We start from the raw sequence: 23,942 nt of genomic DNA on the forward strand, positions 1-23,942 counted from the left end.
CCGATCAGCTTTCGACCAGGCTCCGCAGCAGTTTCAGGTTCACCGCATCCATCTCGTCGTCGTCCCCCTTGGGTGTCTCGATCACCTTCGGGACCAGGGCGAAGTGCGGGTCGTTCATGATGAGGCGAAACGCCTCGAGCCCCAGGGCTCCGGCGCCTATATGCTCGTGACGGTCCACCTTACAGCCGAGCCCCTTCCTTGAGTCGTTCAGGTGGAAGGCCATGAGCCGCTCGATCCCCAAAAGGGCGTCGAACTCGTCGAAGGTCTTGCGGTAGCCGTCCCGGTCGGCGATGGGGTAGCCCGAGGCGAAGGCGTGGCAGGTGTCGAAGCAGACGCCGAAGCGGGTCGGGTACGAGGAACCATCGATAATGGATTTAAGGTGCTGGAACTGGTAGCCGAGGTTGCTTCCCTGGCCGGCGGTGTTTTCCAGGAGCACCTTGCCGGTGAACTCCGGAACTTCCGCAAGGAGCTGGTCGAACGCCTCGCAGACGCGCCTCAGGCCGGTCTCTTCGCCGTCGCCGTTATGAGAGCCGGGGTGCATGACGATTTTGTCGATGCCGAGCTTCGCGCAGCGCTGCAGCTCTTCCCGGAAGGCGAGGAGGCTTTTGTCCTTCACGTCGCCCGGGGCGGCCGCAAGGTTGATCAGGTAGATGTCGTGGCTCATGGCGCCGGCGATGCCGCTGGCGGCGAGCTTGTCCCTGAAGAGCTTGGCGTCGGCGTCCGAGATCGCCTTGCCGCGCCACTGGTTAGCGTTCTGGGTGAAGACCTGGATGAAGCCGCATCCCGCAGCCACGCCGCGATCAACGGCGTTATGGATGCCTCCCGAAATGGAGACGTGGGCGCCCAGAAGATCCATTACCGCTCCTCCCTTACGTCGAGTTTCTCCAGGTGGGTCCGGATCAGCGCCGCCCGCTCCAGGTATTCCTCGCTTTTGAGGATCAGCTCCTGGTGCGGCTCGCTCCAGTGCGGGCGGGGCCAAAGGGGATCCCCCGAGCGGCGCGGCACGATGTGCCAGTGCATGTGGGGCGCCATGTTGCCGAGCAGCTCGTAGTTGATCTTGTCCGGGTTGAACGCGTTGTAGAGCGCCTCGGCGACGGCGCACACCTCCGCCATCACCCCGTTTCGGACCGACTCGTCCAGGTGGAAGAGCTCCGTTACGTGCGTCTTGGTATAGACGAAGCAGTAGCCGGGAAAGAACTGGTCACGGCTCAGGGAAACCAGTGTGTGTTCCAGTTCGACGACCCGCTGTTCCTCGTCGTCCTCCCACTTGGTGCAGATGGGGCAGGTCATAGTGATTCCTTTTTAAATCGTGATCGGGACGATCTTCGATCTCATCGTCCACATCCCCTATCCCTTTGGGAGAGGGCTTCGCAAACTAACGCAAACAGGGCTTTCTGTCGCTCAGATGTCGATCTCGCCGCTGAACACCTCGACGGCGGGGCCGGTCATGTAGATGTTGCCGTCCTCGCTCCACTCCATCTCGAGGTCGCCCCCCAAAAGGTGGTTCAATATCTTCTTCTCGGTGAGCCCGTTCAGGACACACGCCGCGGTCACGGCGCTCGAGCCGGTGCCGCAGGCGAGTGTTTCGCCGGCGCCGCGCTCCCAGGTCCGCTGGCGAATCTCGGTGCGGGAAACAACCTGCACGAATTCCACGTTGGTCCGGCGCGGGAAGAGCTCGTGGTTCTCGATGATCGGGCCGTATTTTTCGACCGGGAAGTTGCCGACATCGTCCACGAAGATGACGCAGTGCGGGTTCCCCATCGAGGCGCAGGTGATGTTAAAGGTGGAATGCAGCACGTTGAGAGGCGCACTTACCACCTTCTCGTCCGGATTCCCGAGCATCGGGATCTCCTTCCTGGTCAGACGCGGCGGACCCATGTTGACCCGCACCTTCTCAACCTTGTTACCACCATCGGTGAAGAGCTGGAGGGTGAGGATGCCGGCGCCCGTCTCGGCGGTGATCTCCTTTTTCGAGACGATGCCGTGGTCGTAGGCGTACTTGGCGACGCAGCGGATGCCGTTGCCGCACATCTCGCTCTCGGAACCGTCGGAATTGAACATGCGCATCCTCACGTCGGCCACCTCGCTCGGCATGATGAGGATGAGGCCATCGGAGCCAATGCCGAAGTTGCGGTTGGAAACCTTGATGGCAGCAGCGGCGGGATCCTGCACCTTTTCTTTAAAGCAGTCGACGTAGACGTAATCGTTGCCGGCGCCCTGCATCTTCGTGAATTTCATAGTGAAAACCCCCAAGGGAAAATGTCCTCTCTAAATAGCAAAAAGCGCCCCCGGCAACAAGCGAAAACGGGTGGTGCTTGACCGCCCCGTATACTTTTCAGTAAGATCATGAGAAAAATCGGGACGGAGGTCTAATGGAAATCAAGAACAAGATTTGGATGAACGGCAGTCTGGAGTGGTACGCCTACATCGACGACGCCGAGGTGTTCCTTGGGAGCAGGGAGGTTCCGACGCCGCTCGAGGAGGGGGACAAGTGGACCAACGCCTACGGAGACGTGTTCCAGGTCATTGACGGTTTTATCGTCCTGGTGGAAAGGGTTGAGCCTCCGCAGCGTTACTGGTGATATGCCGCGTGTCTGAGGGGGTAAATTCAGACATACGATTGTTTATATTGTTGACACGAAAAATGTGGTATTGTATCTTCGCTTAACAACCATCAGCGGGAGATACAGCCATGAGACTTTCGACCAAAAGCCGTTACGGCTTGAGGGCTCTTTTCGACATCGCATACAACGCCGGGAGTCAGCCCGCCCAGATCCAGGACATCTCGCGCCGGCAGGACATATCGCCGCGTTACCTCGAGCAGATCTTCCAGGGGCTCAAGAAACACGGGATCCTGAAGAGCAAGCGCGGGCCGCAGGGGGGGTACTGCCTCGCCAAGAGCCCGGAAGAGATCACTGTGCGTGCCGTCATCGAGGCGACCGAGGGGGATACCCTGATCGTGGACTGCTCGGGGCGTAGAAAAGGGGAGTGCGGCTTCGACGGAAGCTGTGTGACCCAGACGGTCTGGGAGGAGTCGAACTCCAGGCTGAACGAGTTCTTTGAGTCGGTGACGCTGAAGACCCTGTGCGACAGGGGCGAGGCGATCGGCATCAAGCGGGAGCAGGACCACCGCTTCATGTACTTCATCTGACGTCGGCTACGACAAGCAAGGCGACTGCAGCCGCGGCGCACCAGCTGTGACTGCAACTGGGGTGGCCCCGTCTGACGGTGCTATCAAGAGGAAAGATGGGCACTCCCCAGGAAAAATACCACAAGCTGCAGGAGATCCTGCACGAAATGGGTTCGGTCCTCGTCGCCTTCTCGGGCGGGGTCGACTCCACCTTTCTGCTCAAGGCGGCCTGCGACACGCTCGGAACCGGGTGCGTCCTTGCCGTCACCGCAACTTCCCCCACCTATCCGGAATCGGAACTTAACGAGGCGAAGCGTCTGGCCGCCGTGATTGGCGCGACGCAGATCCTCGTCGAATCCAACGAACTGGAAATACCGGGATTCAGCCACAACCCGAAGGACCGCTGCTACCACTGCAAGAGCGAGCTCTTCCGCATCTGCAGCGACAAGGCGCGCGAGAAAGGCTTCTCCTGCGTCGCAGACGGCAGCAACACCGACGACCTGGGGGATTACCGCCCGGGGCGGGTCGCCGCCTGCGAACTCAAGGTGCGCTCACCGCTACTCGAGGCGGATCTCTCGAAATCTGACATCCGGGAACTCTCCCGTGGGCTCGGCCTTCCCACCTGGGACAAGCAGGCCTACGCCTGCCTGGCGAGCCGTTTCCCGTACGGGACCGAGATCACCGGCGAGCGGCTGAACCAGGTCGAGCGCTGCGAGGAATTTCTGAAGGGAGAGGGCTTCCGCGTGTACCGGGTGCGCTTCCACCTGGAGAGCGCGCGCATCGAGCTCTCTGAGGACGAATTGCCGCGCATGCTCGAGCCGGCGTTGCGCCGGCGCACGGTTGACTTCTTCAGGCAGGCCGGGTTCACCTACGTCTCACTCGACCTGCAGGGGTACCGCACCGGCAGCATGAACGAGGGGTGAGCTAGGCGAGCTCTACGGTGATGGTCTTGGGGATGGTGATGGTGAGAACGCCGCTATCGCAGCTCGCATTCAGATGCGTGAGGTCGAAGTCGGCGGGAATGGCGAAGCTTCTCTGGAAGGGGCCGAAGTAGCGTTCGATGCGGTGGAAGTTCTCCTTGCGGATCTCCTCACCGTGCTTTCTCTCACCCTTGATAGTCAGGGTCTGCTCTTCGGTCCTGATGTCGATGTCGTCGAGCTCCACATCGGGGAGCTCCACCTTGATGGTGACCGCTGCGTTGCTCTCGTAGACGTCGGCGGGGGGCTGCCAGACGCCCTCCCTGATCTCTTCACCCACCTCGCGCGTCCAGGCCAGGTCCAGCAGCCGGTTCATCTTGTCCTGCATGCTTCTCAGTTCACTCAGCGGGTTGTATCTGACGATCGCCATCTCTTTCCTCCGGATGATGCGCCGCACGGCGCACAGTGCTAAATCTAAACCGCAAATTTAAGGGGAGGGAGCCGTTCTCTCAAGCCCCCTCCCCGTAATTTCCTTCTCCTTTTAAATCCGCTTTCCCTTGGGTACGGTGTGTTTCAGTTTCTTGGAGCCATCATACAGGTGCTGTTTCACCTGCTCTCTTTGTGCCTTCAAGTCCTTTTTCTCGTAGTCGACTGCCAGGTTAACTTCCATCTGTTGCGCCAATTGGTCGATGGTCTCTTCGTCGTTTCTTGCCATGCTGGCTCCCCTTTTGCCTGGTTGGTTGACATCGAAAACCTAACTGCCTGAACTTGTTGCACCCCCTTTTAGTTTTTTGAGAATCATAACAGTTTGACCCTTTTTTGCAACAGAACATTTCGCCTTGAAGCACAGGGGTTTATCGGATAATATGGCCCGGAAATGCCAATCATGAGGAGTATTTATGCTGCAGTACAAGGTCGTCGAGATAGGCCACGTTTCGGAGGACACCATCGAGGAAGCGCTCAACGAATGGACCCGCAAAGGGTGGAAATTCGACGCCATGCAGTTCGCCATGCGGGACGCGAGCAAGCGTCCTTCCATGGCCTTCGTCGTCTTCACCAAAGAGGAGAATTAGGTGACCGCTGAAAGAGAGACCCTGTACCTTCTGGACGGTTCATCCTATATCTACCGCGCCTACTTCGCCATACGCCACCTGAGCTCGCCTAACGGTTTCCCCACCAACGCGCTTTACGGCTTCACGCAGATGCTTCTGAAGGTAATGAAGGACCGGGCCCCGGCCCACGTGGCGGTGATCTTCGACGCCGGCAAGCACACCTTCAGAAACGAGCTCTTCCCCGCCTACAAGGCGACCCGAAGCGCCATGCCAGAAGACTTAGCCCAGCAGATTGCTCCGATCAAGCAGATGGTGCGCGCCTTCAACATCCCGGCCCTGGAGCTTCCGGGATGGGAGGCCGACGACATCATCGGGACCATCGCGAAAAAGGCGGAGAGCGCCGGGCTCGACTGCGTGGTGGTCACCGGTGACAAGGACCTGATGCAGATCGTCACCGATCACGTGACCCTTCTGGACACCATGAAGGAGAAGAGCTTCGGCATCCCCGACGTCATCGAGAAGTTCGGCGTGGAGCCGGCGCGGGTGGTGGACGTGCTTGCGCTCTGGGGGGATACCTCCGACAACATCCCCGGCGTCCCGGGTGTGGGCGAGGTGACCGCGAAGAAGCTCCTGCTGGAGTACGGCACGCTGGACGAGCTCTTGGCGCGCGCCGGCGAGGTGAAGGGGAAGACCGGCGAGCGGCTCGTCGAGTTCGCGGACCAGGCGCGTCTTTGCCGCACCCTGGCGACCATCGACTGCGACGTCCCCATCGAGTACGACATCGACGACTTCGCGGTGACCCCGCCGGACAACCGACGCCTTGCCGCGCTCTTCAGGGAGTACGGCTTCGCGACCCTTTTAAAGGACCTGACCAGTTCGCCGACGCTCTCCTGCGAGCGCTATTCCGTTGTCCTCACCGAGGCCGACCTGCGCGCGCTGGTGGAGAAGCTCGAAAAGGCCCCCGCCTTCGCCATCGATCTCGAGACCACGAGCCTCAACCCTTACGAGGCGCGCATCGTCGGTTACGCGGTGAGCTGCCACGGGCACGAGGCGTACTACATCCCGGTCGGGCACCGCTACTTGGGCGCGCCCGAACAGCTCTCCGAGGAGCTGGTGCTGCAGCTTCTGGGGCCGCTCCTCGCCGACCCGAACCGCAAGAAGATCGGCCAGAACCTCAAGTACGACTACCAGGTGCTGAAGCTCTCCGGCACCGAGCTTTCCGGCATCTGGTGCGACACCATGCTCGCCGCCTACCTGGTGAACCCTTCGCGTAACAGCCAGGGGCTGGACGCACTGGCCCTCGAGTACCTGGACCACCGCATGATCTCCTACTCCGAGGTGGTGGGAAGCGGCAAGTGCGAGCTGAACTTCTCGGAGGTCGACCTGGACCGGGCCGGCCCCTACTCATGCGAGGATGCCGACGCGACCTTCCTTTTGCACGAGATCCTGCTTCCCAAGGTGCGCGAGCAGGGTATGGAGAAGCTCCTCTTCGAGGTCGAGATGCCGCTCATGGAGATCCTGGCCGACATGGAGCTGCAAGGGGTGAAGCTCGACGTGGAGCTTTTGAAGGAGCTCTCGACCGGTTTCGGCCAGCAGCTGATCGAGCTCGAGGCGAAGATCCACGCGCACTGCGGCGGCCCATTCAACATCAACTCCCCGAAACAGCTGGGCGAGATGCTCTTCGGGCGGATGGGGCTCGCCTCGGGGAAGAAGACCAAGGGGAAGACGGCCTGGTCCACCAACGTGGAGGAGCTGGAGCGGCTTGCCGAGGAGCATGAGGTGGCGCGGCTTCTGCTGCAGTACCGCAGCATCTCCAAGCTCAAGTCGACCTACACCGATGCGCTGCCGAGGCTCATCGATCCAAGGACCGGAAGGGTGCACACCTCCTACAACCAGGCGGTCACCAACACAGGCCGGCTCTCCTCATCGGACCCGAACCTGCAGAACATACCGGTACGCGGCGAGGAGGGACGCGGCATCCGGCGTGCCTTCATCGCCGAGCCGGGGAGCCTGATCCTTTCCGCGGACTACTCCCAGATCGAGCTCAGGGTGCTTGCGCACCTCTCCGGCGACCGGGTGCTCTGCGACGCCTTCGCGGCCGGCGAGGACATCCACCGCCGCACCGCAGCCGAGGTGTTCGGCATGTTCCCGGAACTGGTGACCTCCGAGATGAGACGGCAGGCCAAGGTGATCAACTTCGGCGTCATCTACGGCCAGGGGGCCTTCTCTCTCGCCAAAGAGCTGGGGGTGCCCCCCAAGCAGGCGAAGGCCTTCATCGACAGCTACTTCGAGCGGCACGCGGGGGCGCGGAGCTTTCTCGACAGCTGCATCGCCGAGGCAGAGGCCTGCGGCTTCGTCACCACGATCCTGGGCAGGAGGCTGCAGATCCCGGAGATCGCGAGCAAAAACGGCAACGTGCGCGCCTTCGCGCAGCGTAACGCCACCAACTACCCGATCCAGGGTTCTGCGGCGGACATCATCAAGGCCGCCATGATCCGGGTCTCGCGCCGCATGCAGGAGGAACAGGTGCAAAGCCGCCTGATCATGCAGGTGCACGACGAACTGGTTTTCGAGGTGCCTGAGCGCGAGCGGGAACAGATGGAGGAGTTGGTGCGCACGGAGATGGAGGGGGCGCTGCCGCTCGCCGTGCCGCTCAAGGTCGACCTGAACTTCGGCCGGAACTGGAGCGAAGCCCACTAAGCTTTTGGCGCGCGGCGCCGAAGAGCTTTCTATTGCATATGACAGTGGAGGTAGTATGGCCCAGGAGCTGGAACAGTACGCAAGGTACTTCCACGAGGGGGAGCGGATCCGGGTGGGGATCCCCATGGAGGGGGGCGGCTGGTTCCCCGAGTGGGGTGTGGTCGCCACGCTGGACGACGATCTTCTCCTGGTCGACCTGTCGCGCGATCAGCTCCCTGAGGAGGCGCAGCTAAGGACCGGGGAGACCCTGAACGTCGGTATCCCCGAGAACGACGGGGGGGTGACCTGCCGCGCCGTTCTAGTGAGCGACGAGACGGCGGAGCACCGCCTGGTGCTGCGCCTGGTGGATGACGTCTACTCGTTCGAGCCGCGCGAGTACTACCGCCAGGACGTCTACCTGCCGCTCGACTTCCGGCTCCCCTTGAGCCAGATCGAGACGGACGTGAAGCAGCGCTGGTTGAAACGCCGCCTGGAGATGGAGTTCGCGGCGCAGACCCCGGAGCCGGGCGAGCCCGAGGAACTCGAGGACAGCAGGGAGGAGATCAGGGCGCGGCTGGAAAAGCGCAAAGACTCCACCCCTGTGGTCGCCAACATGTCCGGCGGAGGGCTGCGCATAAATATCAACCGCAAGATGATTGTGGGGCAGTTCATCGAGCTGAGTCTCTACCTTCCCGGCGCGCCGAGGCTCATCGAGATCGTGGGTGAGGTGGTGGAGGTGCGCGAGGTGCCGGATACCACCCGTTTCAGTACCGCGGTGAAGTACCGCTTCATCGACGAGGCGGACCGTGACCGGCTCATCGGCTACATACAGGGGCAGCAACTCAGGCAGCTCGCCCAGAATCCACGGGTGCTTCCCGAACCGGAGCCGAGCGTTTCGCCGTGGGTGCGGCGCGTGCAGGTGGCGTTTGCCCTGATCCTGCTCACCGCCTTCATCGGCTGCCAGGTGCGCGCCATCCTGGTGGCTAAGGAGCGCGGCGAGAAGTGGGAGGTACAGCGCATCTTCGACGAGGGGTTCATCGACTTCCTCAAGAGGCAGAGGTGACCATCTCCATGGCATCCTCTATCATGATTTCCAGCTCGGCGAGCATGATCTCCTTGATTCCCAGCCCCTGAGCCTCGCTTGTCGCGGCGAGCATCAGGTTCGGCTCCGGCGTCCCCCCCAGTCCAAGTTTTCTGCAGGCGTGGTCCACCAGGCGCACGAGGCTTAAAAGCACGTTCCCCGTCTCCTCCAGATCCTTGTGGTGGTCCCGCACGATGTTGCAGTAAACCTCGGGCAGGTTCCACTTCTGCATCAGCTGGTAACCCGATTCGGTGTGCATGGCCGCGATGATCTCGTTGGTGAGTTCCCGCGACACTCCCCTCTGCTCTCCGTCGGTCAGCGCGATCCCCTCTAGCACTTTCAGTATCAGCAGGCTCCCGATGTCGTGGAGCAGGCCCGCGATGAAACCTTCCTGGGCGAGGTTCCGATAGCCGTTTTTTTCACACAGCCAGCGCGTGCCGATGGCGCAGCCGATGGCGTGTTTCCAGAGCACCTGGGCGTGTGACTTGAGCTCGGGGTGGGTCAGGCTGTTGTAACTGTGCTGCTGCGAGGCGAGCATGGCAACGCTCGCCACCTCGCGCGTTCCGAGCCGCACCACGGCGTCGGTAATCGTGGTGACCTTGGCGAGCCCGCTGAAAAAGGCTGAGTTCGCGAGCCTCAGCACCTGGCTCGTCAACGCCTGATCCTTGATGATCAGCGCCACCACCTGGTCGATGCTGAAATCCTTGCCGGAGAGGATCCCCTGCAGCTTGACCGCGATCGGGTGGAACACGGGGAGGTTGAGCGTCTCACTTTCGAGCTGTTCCTTTACTACCTCAACGAAAGGCTTCTCGTGCATGTCATTCCCCCAAAAGGCGCCTGATCTCGGCGATCGGGCGCGGTTTGCCGATCCTCGGCAGAAGTCGTACCGCGTCGTGCAGGGAGACCTCCCCCCGGGCCGCCTTGCAAAGCCCAGATTCGAGCAGCGTCACCATGCCGGTCGTCTCCGTGGAGATCTTCCTGATCTCGTAGGAGGTCTTCTTGCTGAGGATGGCGTCTTTCACCAGTTCGTTCAGGATCAGCATCTCGAATACGCCGACCCGGCCCCGGTAGCCGCTGTAGCGGCACTTGCTGCACCCCCGTCCCGCCTTGAACTCGGCCCCGCGCAGATCGGCGTTGCTGTAGCCGATCCGGCGCAGTTCGGTTGGGTTTGGAAGGTAGGGTTCGGCGCATTCCGGGCAGACCCGGCGCAGCAGACGCTGGGCGAGGACGCAGACCACGGTGGAGGCGATCAGGAAGGCCTCTATCTCCATGTTCATCAGGCGCAAAAGACCGCCGACGCTGTCCTCGGTGTGGAAGGTGGTGAGTACCTTGTGCCCGGTGAGCGCCGCCTGGATCGCGATCTCGGCGGAGAAGTTGTCACGGATCTCGCCGAGGACGATGATGTCCGGGTCCTGGCGCACGATGTGGCGCAGCGTTTCCTCGAAGGTGACCCCGATCTTCTGGTTGATGGAGCACTGGGCGATCCCCTCGATGACGTACTCCACCGGCTCCTCGGCGGTCACGATGCTGGTGGAGAGCTCGTTTAAGTGCTGGACGCAGCTGTACAGCGTCGAGGTCTTGCCGCTGCCGGTGGGGCCGGTGACGATGAGGACGCCGCTTGGCGTGTCCACCGCGTCGTCGATGAAGCGCTCGAGCATGCGCGCCGGCATTCCGATCTCTTTCAGGTCGAGGAGTTCTCCCTTCATGCTCAGAAGGCGGAGCACGATCTTTTCGCCGTGGATGGTGATGTAGAAGGAGACCCGCATGTCGAGGGTGGCGCCCGTTTTCGGGCTTTCGTAGCAGATCCTGCCGTCCTGGTGCCTTCTTCTCTCGGCTATGTCCGCTTCGGCCATCACCTTGATCCTGCTGCTTAAGGGAAGCGCCAGCTCCTTGGCGAAGTCCTTGTACAGGATCAGCATGCCGTCGCGCCGGAAACGGACCCGGAGCACCCCCCTCATCGGCTCGATGTGGATGTCGCTCGCCCCCTCCTTGAGCGCCTCCTCAAATATCGAGTTGACGATGCCGGTCACGGTGTGTTCGTCGGTGGCGGTACCGTCCCCCTGGATGATGCCGCGCTTCAACAGGGTGAAGGCATCGCGGATCGCCTTCATGGTGCAAATGGCGAAGAGGGTGTTCGGACCGAACAGCTTCTCAGCGGTCTTTCTCCCTTCCATGTTCAATGGATCGGCGATGGCGACCGTCACCCGCCCCCCTTCCTCTTTGACCGGGACGAAGTTGTGCTGCGAGAGCCAGTGCTGAGGCACCTTGGCGAGAAGGGAACGGTCGATGTCGGCGGCGTCGAGGTCGATGAAGGGAAAGCCGAGCTGGAAGGCAAGCACCTCGGCCAGGGTGTACTCCTCGATGAAACGCTGCTCCACCAGGATCTCCCCTAGCATCTTGCAGTTGTCGCCGTCGCGCTGGATGCCGAGCGCCGCCTGCAACTCGGCCGGTTTCAGGTAGCCGAGCTCCACCAGCAGGGCTCCAAGCTTCACCGAAACGATATTGTTGCGCAGCGTCTCGCGCAGTTGCTCACGGGTGAAAAAGCCGAGTTCGAGCAGCACGGCGATCAGCGTCCTCGGCGTGACGAGCTTCCCCTTCACCCGCTGGGCGTAGGAGAGCTGTTGCTCCGCCAGGTGCCCGGACTTGACCATCAGCGATGCTATCTCCAGTCCGGAATCGACTCCACCGTCCTTTCGGGCTGCCTGGTTCTGATAGTTGGAGCTCTCCATGGATCATCCCCCGCACAGCCGCGGCACCCAGCAGACCGCGGCCGTGGACACTCTTCGTTGACATCCGCCCAAAAACCTTGGTAGTATACCATGCCGATTGGAGGGGGCTAATATTTGTGTCTCCTGAAACGACGCAGGGATATTCCTTTGACATCAACAAAAACAGCAGCTTATGCTGGCGTAGATCTTTAGGGTTGCACCGGGTCGGACCGCAGGCAGAGCAGAAGACAAGGAAGGACTCCGCTGCATGAAAAATAAAGAGAAGCAGAAACCGAAGCAGAAAGAGTTCAGCTCGTCCCCCTTCAAGGCCCTCAAAGGGGCCCCCCTCGACGTGCGCAGTGCCGCGGCGCCCCCTCCCCCGAAAAAGGAGGAGCCAGTCGCCAAGACCGGGCATGACCTCTCGGACGAGATGCTGTTTTTCGAGGCGGTGGCCGGCGTGAAGCGTCTTGCCGGGACGCCCGCCGCGGCGCCCACCAAGGTGAAAGAGCATCAGGCGGCGAAGGTCCGGCGTGATGAGGAAGACCAGAACCTGTTCCTGAAGGCGTTGGACGCCTTGAAGCTCGACGTTCGGTTCGAGGATCAGTTGCACGAGGAAGAGCACGTGCCGCGTACAGCTCCGGTGAACCGTATGCGTCAGGTGCGCCGCGGAGGTATCCGGCTTGACTTCCAACTCGATCTGCACGGCCTGACCAGAGATGAAGCGCTTGAGAACCTGGAGCGTTTCGTCAAGGGGGCGTACAACCGGGGCCAGAAAGGGGTGCTCGTCATCACCGGCAAGGGGAACAACTCCCCTGGGGAGCCGGTGCTGAAGACGGCCGTGGCCAAGTGGCTAAGGGAAAACGGTAAGGGGATGGTAGCTGAGTGCGTTCAGGCTCCCAACGACATGGGGGGGAGCGGGGCGATCGTGGTCTTTTTGAAGGAGAAAAAGGTGGAGCCGGAGGAGAGCGGGAAGTAGGGGCGCGCGGAGTGGCGGGGCTCTGTTCTTCCTGGCTCACACCGTGCAACATTTATATAATGGTTGCTCTCACGGCCCCCGTCTCCGGGGGCTTTTCCGTTCCGGATCATACATGATCTTCCGCCGCGTACCTCTGCGTACCCTCTCCCTTCGGGAGAGGGCAGGGTGAGGGCGTCGGCAGCTGCAACTTTCCAGCTTTGTGGCAAGGCCCTCACCCGCCCTTCGGGCACCCTCTCCCGGAGGGAGAGGGGAGGAGTGGACGTCGTCGCGGCATAGGATTTGGAATCATTAAGGAGCAACAAAATGCAGCCTACGGAGCTTTACCGCATCGGGATAGACCTGGGTGGGACCAAGACGGAAGGGGTGTTGCTTGATGCGCGGGACACCGTGCTCACGCGGGAGCGCCGCGCGACGCCTCTTGCCGAGGGGTACCAGGCGATCGTCGAGTCGGTGGTGCGGCTCGTGCGCGACCTTGCGTCCCTTGTTCCGGCGGGTGCCGGCTGCACCGTCGGCATCGGCATACCCGGCTCGGTCGACGAGGTCTCCGGCCTCGTGCGCAACGCGAACTCGGTGTGCCTCATCGGGCGCCCCTTCCAGGCGGACCTGGAGCGGCTTCTGGAGCGGAAGATCGCGGTCCGTAACGATGCGGACTGCTTCACCCTCGCCGAATGCCGCCAGGGAGCGGGGGCGGGTTACGGGCTCGTGTTCGGCGTGATCATGGGAACCGGGTGCGGCGGAGGGATCTGCGTGGACGGTGTGGTGCGCGAAGGGCCGCACCGGATCAGCGGGGAGTGGGGGCACATATCGATAGACCCGGCTGGTGCCATGTGCTACTGCGGCAACCGCGGTTGCATCGAGACCAAGATCAGCGGCTCCGGTGTCGAGGCGGCCTACCTCACCCGCAACGGCGTGAGCCTCACCATGGAGGAGATCGTGGCGGGGGCGCGCAGGGGAGAGCCCCGGGCCCTGGTCGCCTTCAACACCTTCCTCGACGACTTCGGCCGCAGTATGGGCGGGCTCATCTCGATGCTCGACCCGGACGCCGTGGTGCTGGGGGGCGGGCTCTCCAACATCGATGAGCTCTACGATGCCGGCCTGGAAAGGGTGCGGCACTACGTATTCCACAACGACCTGCGCACGCCGATCCTGAGGCACAGGCTTGGGGACTCCGCCGGAGTTTTCGGGGCTGCCTGGATCGGTATCTGAGTCGGCGCCGGTTGCGTTTGGAATCGTTAACGTTACTATATTCTGGTTTTCATAAGACCCCTTGAAAGGTGGTGCCCCATGGAAACCGGAACCGGCAAAACGGTGAACATCAGGTACAAGTGCAGGCTCGAGGACGGCAGGGTTTACATAGTCGGCGAACGTAACACCCTGGAGTTCGTCGTGGGGGACGGGAGGGTGCCGCCCGCCCTGGAGCAGGGGCTCTTGGGGATGGTGCCGGGAGATCACCGCATCGTCCGGGTTCCCGCAGCCGAGGCGAACCTCTTTCCATTCCCGATAGGCTCCCATTTCGCCTTCTCAACCGAACGCTCCCCCGGAGTCGCCTACGATTTCGGCCCAGGAGCGGGAGGTGACGTTTCTCTTTCCCTCCCCGGTCGCCCGCGCGAGTACCGCGAGCCCCTTCCCGCCGGTCACGACGTCTTCTTCGAGGTCGAAATCCTCTCGGTAGAAGACCGGTGATCAGCGACACCCACCGCCTCGTTACGTACTCCGGCTATGACTCCGGATTGGAAACCAACTCAACCTTCACCGCAACGTAACCCTGATTTTTCGGGGCGTAACCCGTGATCTGGCCGCAGAAGGCGCTGCAAAATTCGTTGCCGAACTCGGTGATACCCATCTTCCGGTAGTACGGCTCCTTGAGCATCCGATAGACCCCGCCTAGAAACTGCCTGTATGAGTCGGTCGGTTGCGCCTGTTCGAGTTTCGTCCCATCCACCTTCTGAATATCGGTGAAGGTGAGGCCTTTTCCCTCCAGAAGGCTCTTTCTCTGCATCCACGCCAGCGCCGCATCGGCCAGCGGGTGTTCAGCGACCTTATAGCCTCCGCCGACATCGGCATGGGCACCGGCGAACCACACCTGCTCCATCACCTGGTTGACTTTCTGCTTCGGGTTCCAGATCGTCACGGCGTAGTTCTCGCGGTGCTCGTCTATGGCGATGGCGTGAAAGGCGTTCTCGACTATGGCGCTAAGCTCCTGGTCGTGGAACTGGTAGTGCTCGGCATTGAAGGAATCGAACAGCTTGAAGGGAATGCCCAGGGCGCCCACCGTGTCCCAAACGCCGAGCAGCTTTATCTTCACGTCCTTATGAGCGTACCGCTCCCTGAATTTAAGCGCGAAATCGGTATCCGCGCCGCCGTCCCGGTTGCGGTAGAGCTGGTACGCGTCGATGATGTGGGGAACGTCCTCGGGGCTCATCCTCCTGAACTCATCCATGCTCGGGCGCTGCCAGGACGGATATTTCTCCTCGTCTCCCTCCCCCATTGTCAGGATCTTCGTTCTGTCGAGCAGTCCGGAATTCCTGATCAGTCCCACCATACTCCTCGCCGTGTAAGCACCGCGACTGAAGCCGTAGGTATAGATCTCGTCGCCCGGCTCATAATTGTCGATGAGGAACTTGTACCCCTGGCGTATGTTCAGCGAGAGTCCGTAGCCGAAGGCGCCGCCGCGGATGTGCTCGTACCACTTGGTGCCTACCCCCGAGTCGTACCATTTCAAGGTGGCGCCGTCAGGCAGTGTGCTCCCCGAGTGCTGACGTGCGTCCACTCCGTCAAGGGAGACAAAGAGCCTTTCCACATTGGTATTGGAGTCTTTCCCGTCAGTTTCCTCGTCCGGCTTGTTCCACGTTCCGTCAAAGCAGACCACGAGTTTCTTTGGCATAGCAGACCTCCTATTGGGATAGGAACAGAGTCTAAGACCGCTCCAATCATTTGCAAGAAGGTCTCGTGCAAATTGGCCATCTCAAACCCTCGGTCTGTGCCACCTTCCTTCCGCTACATCTTCTCCTGCACGCTCCTGATCTTGTCCTCCATGGTCTGTTCGCGGTCGGTGCGGGTGCCGAGCTTCACCGTGGTGGTGATGCGCGGGGCTCCCATGGCGTGGACGGTCTCGTGACAACGCTTGATGGCGGCGAATACTTCGTCCCATTCTCCCTCTATGTTGGTCCCGTACGAGTGCAGCGCGGTCTTTAGTCCCGCATCGGCCAGAACCTTCTCACAAGCAGCGATGTAACTGGAAAGTGAGACGCCGACACCAAGGGGAACGATGCACAGATCAACCATGACTTTCATTGCTTGTTTCTCCTTTAGCTGGTTATTGGAACGCAGATGGAAGTTTCTCAGAGTCCGAACCGATATAATAATCCAAGGGTGGCAGGTTGTGAAACAGCAAAACTGCTGTGACGGCCCCCGCTTTAGCGTTTCATGGAGCTGTTGACAACGATTCATCTGCACCTAAACTGGTTCAGTTCAAACAAAAGGCAGGCGGTTGTCAGGAGGAACATGTGAGTGAGAGTGTGAACGCAAGGGCCAAGGTGCTGGTGACTGGTGCAACCGGTTTCATCGGCAGACGACTGGTTGCCGCCCTCGCCGCGGAAGGGATTCCGGTGCGCTGCCTGGTGCGCAGTTCCTCGACCGCCTTCCCCACGCAGGTCGAGGTGGCGCAGGGTGATCTCCTGGAGGCGAACTCACTGGTCGCCCCCTTGAGAGGCATCGAGACGGCCTACTATCTGGTGCATGCCATGGGAGGCGACCGGGCCGGGTTCGACGAACGCGACCGGCAGGCAGCCCAAAACTTCATACGTGCCGCCGAGATGCAGGGGGTAAAGCGGGTCATTTATCTTGGGGGGCTGGGTGAGGAGAGCGATCAACTCTCGGAGCATTTGGCGAGTCGCCTCGAGGTGGCTAGGGTTCTGCAAAAGGGTAATTTCCAGACCACCTACCTGCGCGCCGCCGTCATCATCGGCGCTGGCGGGGCCTCCTTCGAGATGATCCGGTTCCTGGTGGAACGTCTCCCGGTGATGGTGACCCCGCGCTGGGTCTCCACACGCTGCCAGTTCATCGCGGTACAGGACGTCATCGCCTACCTCGTCGGTTGTCTCAAGGACGAACGCACCGCCGGACAGACCTACGACATCGGCGGCCCCGAACTCCTGTCCTATCGGGAGATGATGGAGCGCTTCGCCGAGATCGAGAAGAGATTCATCAAGATATTCCCGGTCCCGTTTCTCACTCCCAAGCTTTCCTCCTACTGGGTCTGGCTCATAACCCCGGTCAAGCCCTCGATCTCCATGCCGCTCATCGAGGGACTCGGCAACGAGGTGATTTGTCACGACGACACAATCAGGAAGATTCTCCCCATTCCGCTCACCGGATACGATGAGGCGGTACGCACCGCGCTCGAGGAGGAAGCAGCATCAGAAAACCTCAAGGTTAATTAACCGCGGCCGATAAGAAAACTGGTCAGACGCAGGACGGCAGCGCCGAAAACAACCCTGCGTGGGGCGCCCGAGCGGCGGGTGTCGCAGACGAGGAGCCATATGAAGTGCTTGATCATCGAGGACAACGAGTTCCTGCGTGAGGGGCTCATGCTGTTTTTGAAGGATGTTGCGGAGATAGAGGTCGCGGACAACGGCAGGCAAGGGGTGGATCTCTTCACCGGCGCCCTAAGGGAAGGGCGTCCCTTCGATCTTGTGCTGCTCGACATCATCATGCCGGAGATGGACGGGCAGCAGGCGTTAAGGCTGATGCGCCAGGCAGAAAAGGATGCTCAGCACCAGGACAAAAAGAGCGTCATCATCATGACCAGTTCCCTCAACTCCCCGGAAAACGTCCAGGAAGCGATGTGGGACGGCGATTGCACCGACTATCTCGTGAAGCCGGTTGCACGGGCCGACCTCATGGGCATGCTCAAACGACACGGATTGCTCTAGAGCGGGGACGACCTGACATGGATCCAAGCCATTACCGAGCCGCAGTCAACAGTTCCATCGAGCAGGACCGCGTCGAGATCCTCACGCGCCTTCGCGACATGATAAAGTCCGGTGCCGGGACTCGGGTGAAGCTCGTGAACTATTACAAGGGACTCCCGATCAGCTATCCCGCCACCCTGGTGGAGCTATGCGGCGAGGTGCTCGAACTGGACGTGCACCCGCAGCAGGCGGTCGCACTTGGCCATTCCGGACGGACCTGCATCAAATGCGGCAGTTTTCCGCAGTCGCTTCTGGCCGAAGTGAAGGACTCCGATGTGCGTCGCATGATGGCTTCGCTGCACAACTTCAGTTACATCGACGTGCTTGCCGAGCAGCGCACCTCGCTGAGACTCGAGCTCGATCCCCCTTGCGAAGCCGAGATCGCGGCGCCCGGAGGGACCTTGAAGGCAAAGGCCCTCGACGTCTCCCTCGGGGGCTTCTCCATCCTGAGCGAAGCGCCGAGCGACCTGGCAAAAGGGGACGAGGTCGTCCTGAAGGTGATGATCCCGAACCCTCTGCACAACACCGTGACGCCGCTGCAGTTGAACGCCGCCGTGGTCGACTGCACCAAGGAGGAGGGGGGCGCTCTCTGCAGGTTCTCCATCTACTCCGATGCGCATATCGAGGGGGTACTCTCCCGGTTCATCTTCCAGCGTCAGGTCGACCTGATCCGGGAGCTGAAGGAGATGAGCTGAAAAGGCTGGACACTGCAATGAAACGATGAAAGGAGCGGGAACATGCCGGACAACCTGTTCATACCCTCGGTCGATCTGAGGATCGGCAGCCTCGAGGAGTACAACCGCAGACAGAAGGACAAGGCGGCCAGAAGCCAGGCAAAGCCAAAACCCCGCCCCTGTATCACCATCTCCCGCGAATACGGCTGCACCGGCTACCCGATGGCGGAACTGTTGCGCGAGATACTCATGCAGCGGACCGGCGATGAATGGGTCATGATCGACAAGGCGGTTATTGAGGAGGTGGCGCGCCGCCACAACCTCTCACAGGAGATCCTCGAGACGCTGGGCGAAAACAGCCGCATGCTTTCCGAGATCCTCGCCACCTTTTCGTCGCGCTGGAAAAGCAACTACGACTATTTTCTCCCCCTCTCGCAACACGTGGCCGCGCTGGCGGAGCAGGGAAACGTGCTGATTCTCGAACTGGGGGGCTCCATCATCACCAGGCACCAGGAGCATTCCTACCACTTCCGCATCTTCGCCTCGGAGCGATTCAAAATCTCCACCCTCGCCAGGCGCCTCAACATCGAAGAAGAGGAGGCGGAGAAACTCATGCACCGCCAGCAGAAGGTGCGTGACCGCTTCACCAGAGATTTTCTGAGCCAGGACGACCACGACCCCTTGCTCTACGACCTCATGTTCAACAACGACCGCTGCGCCCCGGAGCAGATCGCCTACACCATCGCGAACTTCGTGCTCGGGCCGCCTGTGTGAGAGGATTAGCCCCCTTCGGGCGCACGGCACGCTTTACGCCGGTTCCAGTTTCAAGTACTGCACCTCGTTGGGGAGGGTGAAAACGACCAAGATGCCGTCGTCGTAGAGGGCCTCGGCGCTGCGCGGAGTGCCCCACAGCTGCAGGTGCGGGTCGTCCGCGACCAGGTTGCGCACCTGGTAGTTACCTGAGAGCCTGATGGCGCTGGGGATGGTGAAGGTCCCGGCGTTACCGTGATGGACGTTCAGATTCACGAAAACCAGCGTCACCGAGTCTTTCTCTCCCTCGTCCCGCCAGCGCGCCACGGAAAATACTTCTTCGTGGAAACCACCCCCTGATAGGCTAAGGAAGTAGCGCTTCGGCTCCCTCAGCTCCGCCGTGGTCTCCCGAGCCTGGTTGATCCGCAAGTACATCCGTCCCACCGCCTCCCGTTCAGGGATCTCATCGCTCCACGCCCGGTACATATTCGCCCAGCTGTCCCTGAAGGGGAGCTTGTCGGCAAGCCCGAGCGGCTGCCCCATGAACACCATGGGACAGCCGTACATGGCGGCGGTCACCGCGTAGCGAGCGGCCATGGCCCACTTGTCCGCATTGCCTCCCTCGTCGTGGCTGGTCCCGTTGTGCATCACGAGCGCCTCGCCGCCGAAGAGGGTGCTTTCCTGCTCGAGCGACGCGAAGAGGTCGCTCATCCGGACCTCCTCCTGCCGGTACAGGTGGTGGTCCTTTGTGGTGAGGACGTCGAACACCCGGTTCAGTCGGTATTGGATCACGTCCGGGTCGAGCACCTCGGCGAGGAAGATGAAGTCCCAGCGGGCCTTGCGGGTGCGGTTCACGATGTACTCCCAGAGCTGGTTGGGTAGCCCCTGCGCGAAATCGGCCCGGATGCCGGCCAGCTTCCCGCCGCTTTTCTCGATCCAGTAGGGAAGGATGTAGCCGAAGTACTGCCACAGTTTCTCGGTCTCGGCCTGCACCGCCAGGTCGGTGTAGAAGAGGTCACTCTCGTCCTCCGCGTTTCCCTTCGGGTCGTAGTGCGACACCGGGTTCCCCCAGTAGTCGGCGGCGCGGCCGGGCTTGGGACCAAGGGCCGCGTAGTCTCCGAAGAACCAGTCGACGTTGGCATCGTCCCAGACATGCTCATTGAGCCGGTCCGTGGGGGCCCACACCGCGCACTCGAAATCCGAGCCGGCAGGTTCGCGGTAGTAGGGGACGCTGTGCCCGTCGACGAAGGCGGTGCCGCGGGTGCACCAGGCAGGGTGGTGTTCCCGGATCCACTGCTCCTCATCCTGCATGGTGCAGAAACCGAGGTCGACGGCGCCTGCGCCGTAGATGACGTCGCGCCCCGCGTGGTTGAAGGCGAGATCTATGAAGACGTCGAGGTCGACGGCGGCTGCCTCATCGAAGAGCATCCGGAACAGGTCGAGGGCCCGTGCCGGTGCCGCGTTGTCGGCGAGCCAGCGGTTGATGCTCCAGTAATCTCGTGAGGAATAGGGGCTACCCGGGTTGTCGTTGGGCGCCCACTGCCACCTGGCTCGGTCCCAGCGCCACTGCGTGTTCGGGAATACCGGCATCAGCCAGAGCGTGTTGAAGCCGAGCTCGTTGTTGACGTAGGTGAGCTGGAAGGGGTTGAAACCGTCGAAGTCGTGGATGGAGAGGAAGTCATCGAGCGTGCTGCGGTTCTCGTAGGAGCCACCGGCGAGTGCCTCCACGGTGAGGGCGTTCGCTTCGTAAAGCCGTGATCTGGCCGCCTTGGCGGGGGAGACCACCACGGCGCAGTCGCGCTGCAGCCGATCATTTGGGCGGGGGGCGAAGTCGTTATGCCACCACCAGGTATCGGTGCCGGTCATGCGGTAGCGTGCCGTGATGCGATAGGCGCCGCACTTGGTGACGGGGAGTTCAGCGGTGAAGACGAGGTTGTCGAAGGAGCGTCCAAGAAAGGACATGCGCAACGGCATCCAGTAGGAGGTGGGCCCGCCCGAGTCGGCGAGCGGCTCGTGGGTCTTCACGAAGTCACGTCGGTTCAGGTTGGTGAAGAGCTCCACCTCGAACGCGTCGGGAGGCATCCCGGGACCGGCGATCTCGACCGTGATGCCGAGGCGCGTCGGGTTTTCCCCGGTCATGGTCTCGTCAAGCAGGAGCTTCACCGTTCCGTAGTTCCCACCGCGACCGTTCACCTTCAGGTTGCCGATCCAGGCTCCGTATGCCATCGTCGCACCTCCCGCGCCGGCGACCGGGCCGCCGCATTGTCCTTAAAAAAAACAAGTAAGAACGGTAGCGAAGTTTGGCGGGATGGCAACAGGTGAGAAAAGAAGGGGGGAGTGATTGGGGGAGGGGGGTGACGTAAGCGGGGCGGCTATAAAATTACGGGAGGTTGCCTCTCACCTTCCTGAGCAGGCGTATCAGTTCCTGCTGCTCCGTTTCGTCGAAACCGCGCCATATCCTTTCGATGAGGTTACGCGACACCTCCTGGAATACCGGCTTGAGCGCCTGGCCCTTGGGGGAGAGTCTCACGAAGACGGTCCGCTGGTCCTGGGTGCTGCTCGCCTTCTCGACATAGCCGTTTGCGACCAGTTTGCCGACCAGCGCGGTCACCGTCGACTTGTCGCGCCGCACCGCCTTGGCGAGGTCCTTCATGGTCACCTGCTCGTTGTTGAACAGGTGGTGCAGGATGGCGCCGTGCGACGGAGCGAGTCCTTCGATCCCCAGGCGCTTCAGTTCCTGGAGCAGGTGCCGGTTGATGCCGGCGCGGGTGTCGCTTATGAGTGCTGCGATGCTCTTGGTTTCCATGGGAGGGGAATCTAGTTTGACGGCAAACTAAAGTCAAGAAAAAAATCCCTCGCAGACCAGTCGGACCAGTCGGGAGGGGCAGGCGGGGCTTGGGCGGGGGAGCTACTAGCTGCGCTCGAGACGAAAGGGGATCACCATGTGGAAGGTGCTGCCGTGGTTCTTGCGGCTTTCGACCCAGATATGCCCCCCCATGAGATGAACCAGCTCGCTGCTGATGGAGAGGCCGAGTCCGGTGCCGCCGTACTGCCTGGTGATGGAGGCATCCTCCTGGCTAAAGGGCGTGAAGATGCGCTTTATCGCCTCGGCGGCGATGCCGATGCCGGTATCGGCGACGCTGATCTTCAGGCGTGCCACGCCTGCGCTTTGCTCATGGACTTGAACGGAGACGGTTATACCGCCCGCGTTGGTGAACTTGATGGCGTTGCCGAGCACGTTGAGGAACACCTGCTTCACCCGCAACCGGTCTCCCATCAACTCGTCGGGGACGTCGTCGTCGATTTCAGTCCTGAAGGCAAGCCCCTTCCTGTTGATGACCGGCATCTGGGTCCTCACCACTTCCGCAAGGCTCTGCCTGAGGCTGAAACCGTGGCACTCCAACTCGATACTGCCGGCTTCCGCCTTCGAGAGGTCGAGGATGTCGTTGACGATGGTCAGCAGCCCCTGAGAGGAATCAAGGATGCCGTCCACGTATTCCTTCTGTTCCGGCGTAAGGTCGGTGAAGGCGAGGAGCTGCGACATCCCCATGATGCTGTTCATCGGGGTGCGGATCTCGTGGCTCATGTTGGCGAGAAAGTAGCTCTTCGCGCGGTTGGCCGCTTCGGCGCTTTCCCGTGCGGCGTTCAGATCTCTCTCGGCCTTCTTCCGGTCCGTTATGTCGAAGCAGTAGCCGATGTACCCGTCGAAGCCGCCCTCATTCGAGAATACCGGACGGCCTATGTCGAAGATCCAGCGGTAATGGCCGTCGTGACGCCGCAGCCGGTACTCGATCTCGAAAGGCTCCCGCTTTTGAAAAGCGCCGAGCCGCTCGCCGATGTAGCGCTCCCGGTCTTCGACGTGCACCCCCGCGATCCACCCCTCGTCCAGTTCCTGTTCCATCGCCCGGCCGGTGAAGGCGAGCCAGGCGCCGTTGAGCCAATCGCGCCGGTTCTCGCTGTCGGCGCGCCAGATCAGGGCAGGCGCCTGGTCGAGTATTTCGAGGTAGCGTTCGCCCGTGGCGCTGCTTTGTGTGGCGTCATCGAAAGATTCGCTGGAAGTCTTACTAGCCATAGTTGACCTTTGCCGGTACCGCATGCTGCCATAGGAGAAAACATCACCAGGTTGGAACGTTACCATTATTATCAAATAATTTAATTCTCTGAAAGGAAATTGTTATAAAAGGGGCTAATAGTGCCCAAATCTCTGTCTCAGCAACGTTTTGACGGTCGGTTGGACCCTTGGGTTGTGGTTAATCGACGGCGAAACCGTACCGGCTCAGTACCGACTTTGCTTCGCGTCTTTTGAGGTAGTGTAAAAACTCGGCAGCGTCCCTGTTATTCGTGCCGTTTGTTGTGAGTGCCATAGGGTAAACGATGCGTGGGTAGAGTTGCTGCGGCACCGTGAAAAGGATCCTGGCGTGTTTTCCCAGCAGGGCATCGGTGCGGTAGACGAAGGCGCCGTCGACCTCTCCGCGTTCGGCGTACATCATGCTCTCCCTTACGTCCTTGGCGAGGATCAATTTCCCGTTGAGCTGCTTCTCGAGCCCGGCCTTTCTCATCGCCTCCTCGGCGTATTCCCCGGCGGGAACGCTTTTGGGGCTGCCGATGGCGATGCTACCGAGGGAAGGAAGGTCGTGCATGCCGGAGATCTTTCGCGTCGTGGCGCCGGCAAAGACAAGGGTATTCCGCGTGAAGGTGTCGATGGAGGCCGCGGCAACGAGTTTCTTCTCTTTCAGGTGGCTCATCCACTCCTCGTTGGCCGAGATGAAGATGTCCGCGGGCGCGCCGCTTTCGATCTGTTTTGCGAGTGTCCCGGACGCGGCGTAGTTCCTGGTGATCTTCATTCCCGGGTGCTTTTGGACGAACTTCTCGGTGATCTCGTTCACCGCCTCCTTGAGGCTCGCCGCGGCGGAGATTGTTATCTCGCCTGCGGCAGCGGGCATTGCGAGCAGCATGAGGGTGAGGCAGCAGGACGATATCGTGGACAGCAGCTTTTTCATGG

At 61.2% G+C, this 23,942-nt stretch carries 26 protein-coding genes; 13 read left to right on the top strand and 13 right to left on the bottom strand.

Features of this window, described 5'->3' with window-relative positions:
- Positions 1 to 4 precede the first annotated feature (4 nt).
- From E8K79_RS15955 to dapF, 3 genes are all read right to left on the bottom strand, one after another.
- Positions 5 to 856 (bottom strand): deoxyribonuclease IV, encoded by an 852-nt coding sequence (locus E8K79_RS15955; RefSeq protein WP_136515603.1) that lies wholly within the window; start codon positions 854 to 856, stop codon positions 5 to 7.
- The gene (locus E8K79_RS15960) at positions 856 to 1,290 is read right to left on the bottom strand and encodes an HIT family protein (RefSeq protein ID WP_136515604.1); all 435 of its coding nucleotides are present in this window, start codon (positions 1,288 to 1,290) and stop codon (positions 856 to 858) included. The genes E8K79_RS15955 and E8K79_RS15960 overlap by 1 nt, the downstream gene beginning before the upstream one ends.
- 111 nt (positions 1,291 to 1,401) lie before the next feature.
- A complete protein-coding gene (dapF, locus tag E8K79_RS15965) occupies positions 1,402 to 2,238 on the bottom strand; it encodes a diaminopimelate epimerase (RefSeq protein WP_135868623.1) in 837 nt (278 codons plus the stop codon).
- A 134-nt stretch (positions 2,239 to 2,372) separates the two neighbouring features.
- Here dapF and E8K79_RS15970 point away from each other — a divergent pair, with 134 nt between their 5' ends.
- The 3 genes from E8K79_RS15970 to larE all read left to right on the top strand — a co-directional run bounded on the left by E8K79_RS15970 (position 2,373) and on the right by larE (position 4,053).
- Positions 2,373 to 2,582 carry a hypothetical protein gene (locus tag E8K79_RS15970; protein ID WP_135868622.1) on the top strand — a complete coding sequence of 70 codons (210 nt, stop codon included), beginning with the start codon at positions 2,373 to 2,375 and terminating at the stop codon, positions 2,580 to 2,582.
- 110 nt (positions 2,583 to 2,692) lie between these two features.
- Positions 2,693 to 3,151 (top strand): RrF2 family transcriptional regulator, encoded by a 459-nt coding sequence (locus E8K79_RS15975; RefSeq protein WP_135868621.1) that lies wholly within the window; start codon positions 2,693 to 2,695, stop codon positions 3,149 to 3,151.
- 95 nt (positions 3,152 to 3,246) lie between these two features.
- A complete protein-coding gene (larE, locus tag E8K79_RS15980) occupies positions 3,247 to 4,053 on the top strand; it encodes an ATP-dependent sacrificial sulfur transferase LarE (RefSeq protein ID WP_136515605.1) in 807 nt (268 codons plus the stop codon).
- A gap of 1 nt (position 4,054) precedes the next feature.
- Here larE and E8K79_RS15985 read toward each other — a convergent pair whose 3' ends face one another.
- Together E8K79_RS15985 and E8K79_RS21340 are read right to left on the bottom strand one after the other, a co-directional pair.
- Complete coding sequence (locus tag E8K79_RS15985; protein WP_136515606.1) at positions 4,055 to 4,477, bottom strand: Hsp20/alpha crystallin family protein; 423 nt, start codon at positions 4,475 to 4,477, stop codon at positions 4,055 to 4,057.
- Between the two features lie 111 nt (positions 4,478 to 4,588).
- The gene (locus E8K79_RS21340; RefSeq protein ID WP_198419372.1) at positions 4,589 to 4,762 is read right to left on the bottom strand and encodes a hypothetical protein; all 174 of its coding nucleotides are present in this window, start codon (positions 4,760 to 4,762) and stop codon (positions 4,589 to 4,591) included.
- A gap of 184 nt (positions 4,763 to 4,946) precedes the next feature.
- On the opposite strand from E8K79_RS21340, the gene E8K79_RS15990 reads away from it, so the two are divergent.
- From E8K79_RS15990 to E8K79_RS16000, 3 genes are read left to right on the top strand one after another with little or no spacing between them, the layout of a single operon-like run.
- Positions 4,947 to 5,120: a DUF4177 domain-containing protein gene (locus E8K79_RS15990; RefSeq protein WP_135868618.1), complete on the top strand. Its 174-nt coding sequence runs from the start codon at positions 4,947 to 4,949 to the stop codon at positions 5,118 to 5,120.
- On the top strand, positions 5,121 to 7,799 hold the full coding sequence (polA, locus tag E8K79_RS15995; protein ID WP_136515607.1) for a DNA polymerase I: 2,679 nt from the start codon (positions 5,121 to 5,123) through the stop codon (positions 7,797 to 7,799).
- A gap of 55 nt (positions 7,800 to 7,854) precedes the next feature.
- On the top strand, positions 7,855 to 8,841 hold the full coding sequence (locus E8K79_RS16000; protein WP_136515608.1) for a PilZ-like domain-containing protein: 987 nt from the start codon (positions 7,855 to 7,857) through the stop codon (positions 8,839 to 8,841).
- Here E8K79_RS16000 and E8K79_RS16005 read toward each other — a convergent pair.
- Both E8K79_RS16005 and E8K79_RS16010 read right to left on the bottom strand, forming a co-directional pair.
- A complete protein-coding gene (locus tag E8K79_RS16005; protein ID WP_135868615.1) occupies positions 8,825 to 9,676 on the bottom strand; it encodes an HDOD domain-containing protein in 852 nt (283 codons plus the stop codon). The two genes, E8K79_RS16000 and E8K79_RS16005, sit on opposite strands and share 17 nt — an antisense overlap.
- Position 9,677: 1 nt before the next feature.
- Positions 9,678 to 11,588, bottom strand: coding sequence for a GspE/PulE family protein (locus tag E8K79_RS16010; protein ID WP_136515609.1), 1,911 nt, complete (start codon positions 11,586 to 11,588; stop codon positions 9,678 to 9,680).
- 247 nt (positions 11,589 to 11,835) lie between these two features.
- Between E8K79_RS16010 and E8K79_RS16015 the strand changes: the two genes are divergently transcribed.
- The 3 genes from E8K79_RS16015 to E8K79_RS16025 all read left to right on the top strand — a co-directional run bounded on the left by E8K79_RS16015 (position 11,836) and on the right by E8K79_RS16025 (position 14,226).
- Entirely contained in the window at positions 11,836 to 12,543 is a 708-nt protein-coding gene (locus E8K79_RS16015) for a Smr/MutS family protein (protein ID WP_136515610.1), read from the top strand.
- A 303-nt stretch (positions 12,544 to 12,846) separates the two neighbouring features.
- Positions 12,847 to 13,749: an ROK family protein gene (locus E8K79_RS16020; protein WP_136515611.1), complete on the top strand. Its 903-nt coding sequence runs from the start codon at positions 12,847 to 12,849 to the stop codon at positions 13,747 to 13,749.
- A 78-nt stretch (positions 13,750 to 13,827) separates the two neighbouring features.
- Complete coding sequence (locus E8K79_RS16025) at positions 13,828 to 14,226, top strand: FKBP-type peptidyl-prolyl cis-trans isomerase (protein WP_136515612.1); 399 nt, start codon at positions 13,828 to 13,830, stop codon at positions 14,224 to 14,226.
- 34 nt (positions 14,227 to 14,260) lie between these two features.
- On the opposite strand, the gene E8K79_RS16030 is transcribed toward E8K79_RS16025, so the two are convergent.
- Together E8K79_RS16030 and E8K79_RS16035 are read right to left on the bottom strand one after the other, a co-directional pair.
- Positions 14,261 to 15,427, bottom strand: a complete 1,167-nt coding sequence (locus E8K79_RS16030) for a DUF2235 domain-containing protein (protein WP_136515613.1) — start codon at positions 15,425 to 15,427, stop codon at positions 14,261 to 14,263.
- A 113-nt stretch (positions 15,428 to 15,540) separates the two neighbouring features.
- Positions 15,541 to 15,837, bottom strand: a complete 297-nt coding sequence (locus tag E8K79_RS16035; protein ID WP_136515614.1) for an MTH1187 family thiamine-binding protein — start codon at positions 15,835 to 15,837, stop codon at positions 15,541 to 15,543.
- A 212-nt stretch (positions 15,838 to 16,049) separates the two neighbouring features.
- Between E8K79_RS16035 and E8K79_RS16040 the strand changes: the two genes are divergently transcribed.
- The 4 genes from E8K79_RS16040 (at position 16,050) to E8K79_RS16055 (ending at position 18,964) form a co-directional block, all read left to right on the top strand.
- Positions 16,050 to 16,985 (top strand): NAD(P)H-binding protein, encoded by a 936-nt coding sequence (locus tag E8K79_RS16040; RefSeq protein WP_136515615.1) that lies wholly within the window; start codon positions 16,050 to 16,052, stop codon positions 16,983 to 16,985.
- Between the two features lie 99 nt (positions 16,986 to 17,084).
- The gene (locus E8K79_RS16045; protein WP_136515616.1) at positions 17,085 to 17,477 is read left to right on the top strand and encodes a response regulator; all 393 of its coding nucleotides are present in this window, start codon (positions 17,085 to 17,087) and stop codon (positions 17,475 to 17,477) included.
- A 17-nt stretch (positions 17,478 to 17,494) separates the two neighbouring features.
- Positions 17,495 to 18,211, top strand: coding sequence for a PilZ domain-containing protein (locus E8K79_RS16050; protein ID WP_136515617.1), 717 nt, complete (start codon positions 17,495 to 17,497; stop codon positions 18,209 to 18,211).
- Positions 18,212 to 18,253: 42 nt separating this feature from the next.
- Positions 18,254 to 18,964, top strand: a complete 711-nt coding sequence (locus tag E8K79_RS16055) for a cytidylate kinase-like family protein (RefSeq protein ID WP_136515618.1) — start codon at positions 18,254 to 18,256, stop codon at positions 18,962 to 18,964.
- 33 nt (positions 18,965 to 18,997) lie between these two features.
- On the opposite strand, the gene E8K79_RS16060 is transcribed toward E8K79_RS16055, so the two are convergent.
- From E8K79_RS16060 to modA, 4 genes are all read right to left on the bottom strand, one after another.
- Positions 18,998 to 21,166 (bottom strand): alpha-amylase family protein, encoded by a 2,169-nt coding sequence (locus E8K79_RS16060; RefSeq protein WP_136515619.1) that lies wholly within the window; start codon positions 21,164 to 21,166, stop codon positions 18,998 to 19,000.
- A 154-nt stretch (positions 21,167 to 21,320) separates the two neighbouring features.
- The gene (locus tag E8K79_RS16065) at positions 21,321 to 21,746 is read right to left on the bottom strand and encodes a MarR family winged helix-turn-helix transcriptional regulator (protein WP_136515620.1); all 426 of its coding nucleotides are present in this window, start codon (positions 21,744 to 21,746) and stop codon (positions 21,321 to 21,323) included.
- 105 nt (positions 21,747 to 21,851) lie between these two features.
- Complete coding sequence (locus tag E8K79_RS16070; protein WP_246043851.1) at positions 21,852 to 23,012, bottom strand: sensor histidine kinase; 1,161 nt, start codon at positions 23,010 to 23,012, stop codon at positions 21,852 to 21,854.
- Between the two features lie 178 nt (positions 23,013 to 23,190).
- Positions 23,191 to 23,940: a molybdate ABC transporter substrate-binding protein gene (gene modA / locus E8K79_RS16075; RefSeq protein WP_136515622.1), complete on the bottom strand. Its 750-nt coding sequence runs from the start codon at positions 23,938 to 23,940 to the stop codon at positions 23,191 to 23,193.
- Positions 23,941 to 23,942 lie beyond the last annotated feature (2 nt).

Source organism: Geomonas edaphica, assembly GCF_004917075.1.
Taxonomy (GTDB): Bacteria; Desulfobacterota; Desulfuromonadia; order Geobacterales; family Geobacteraceae; genus Geomonas; species Geomonas edaphica.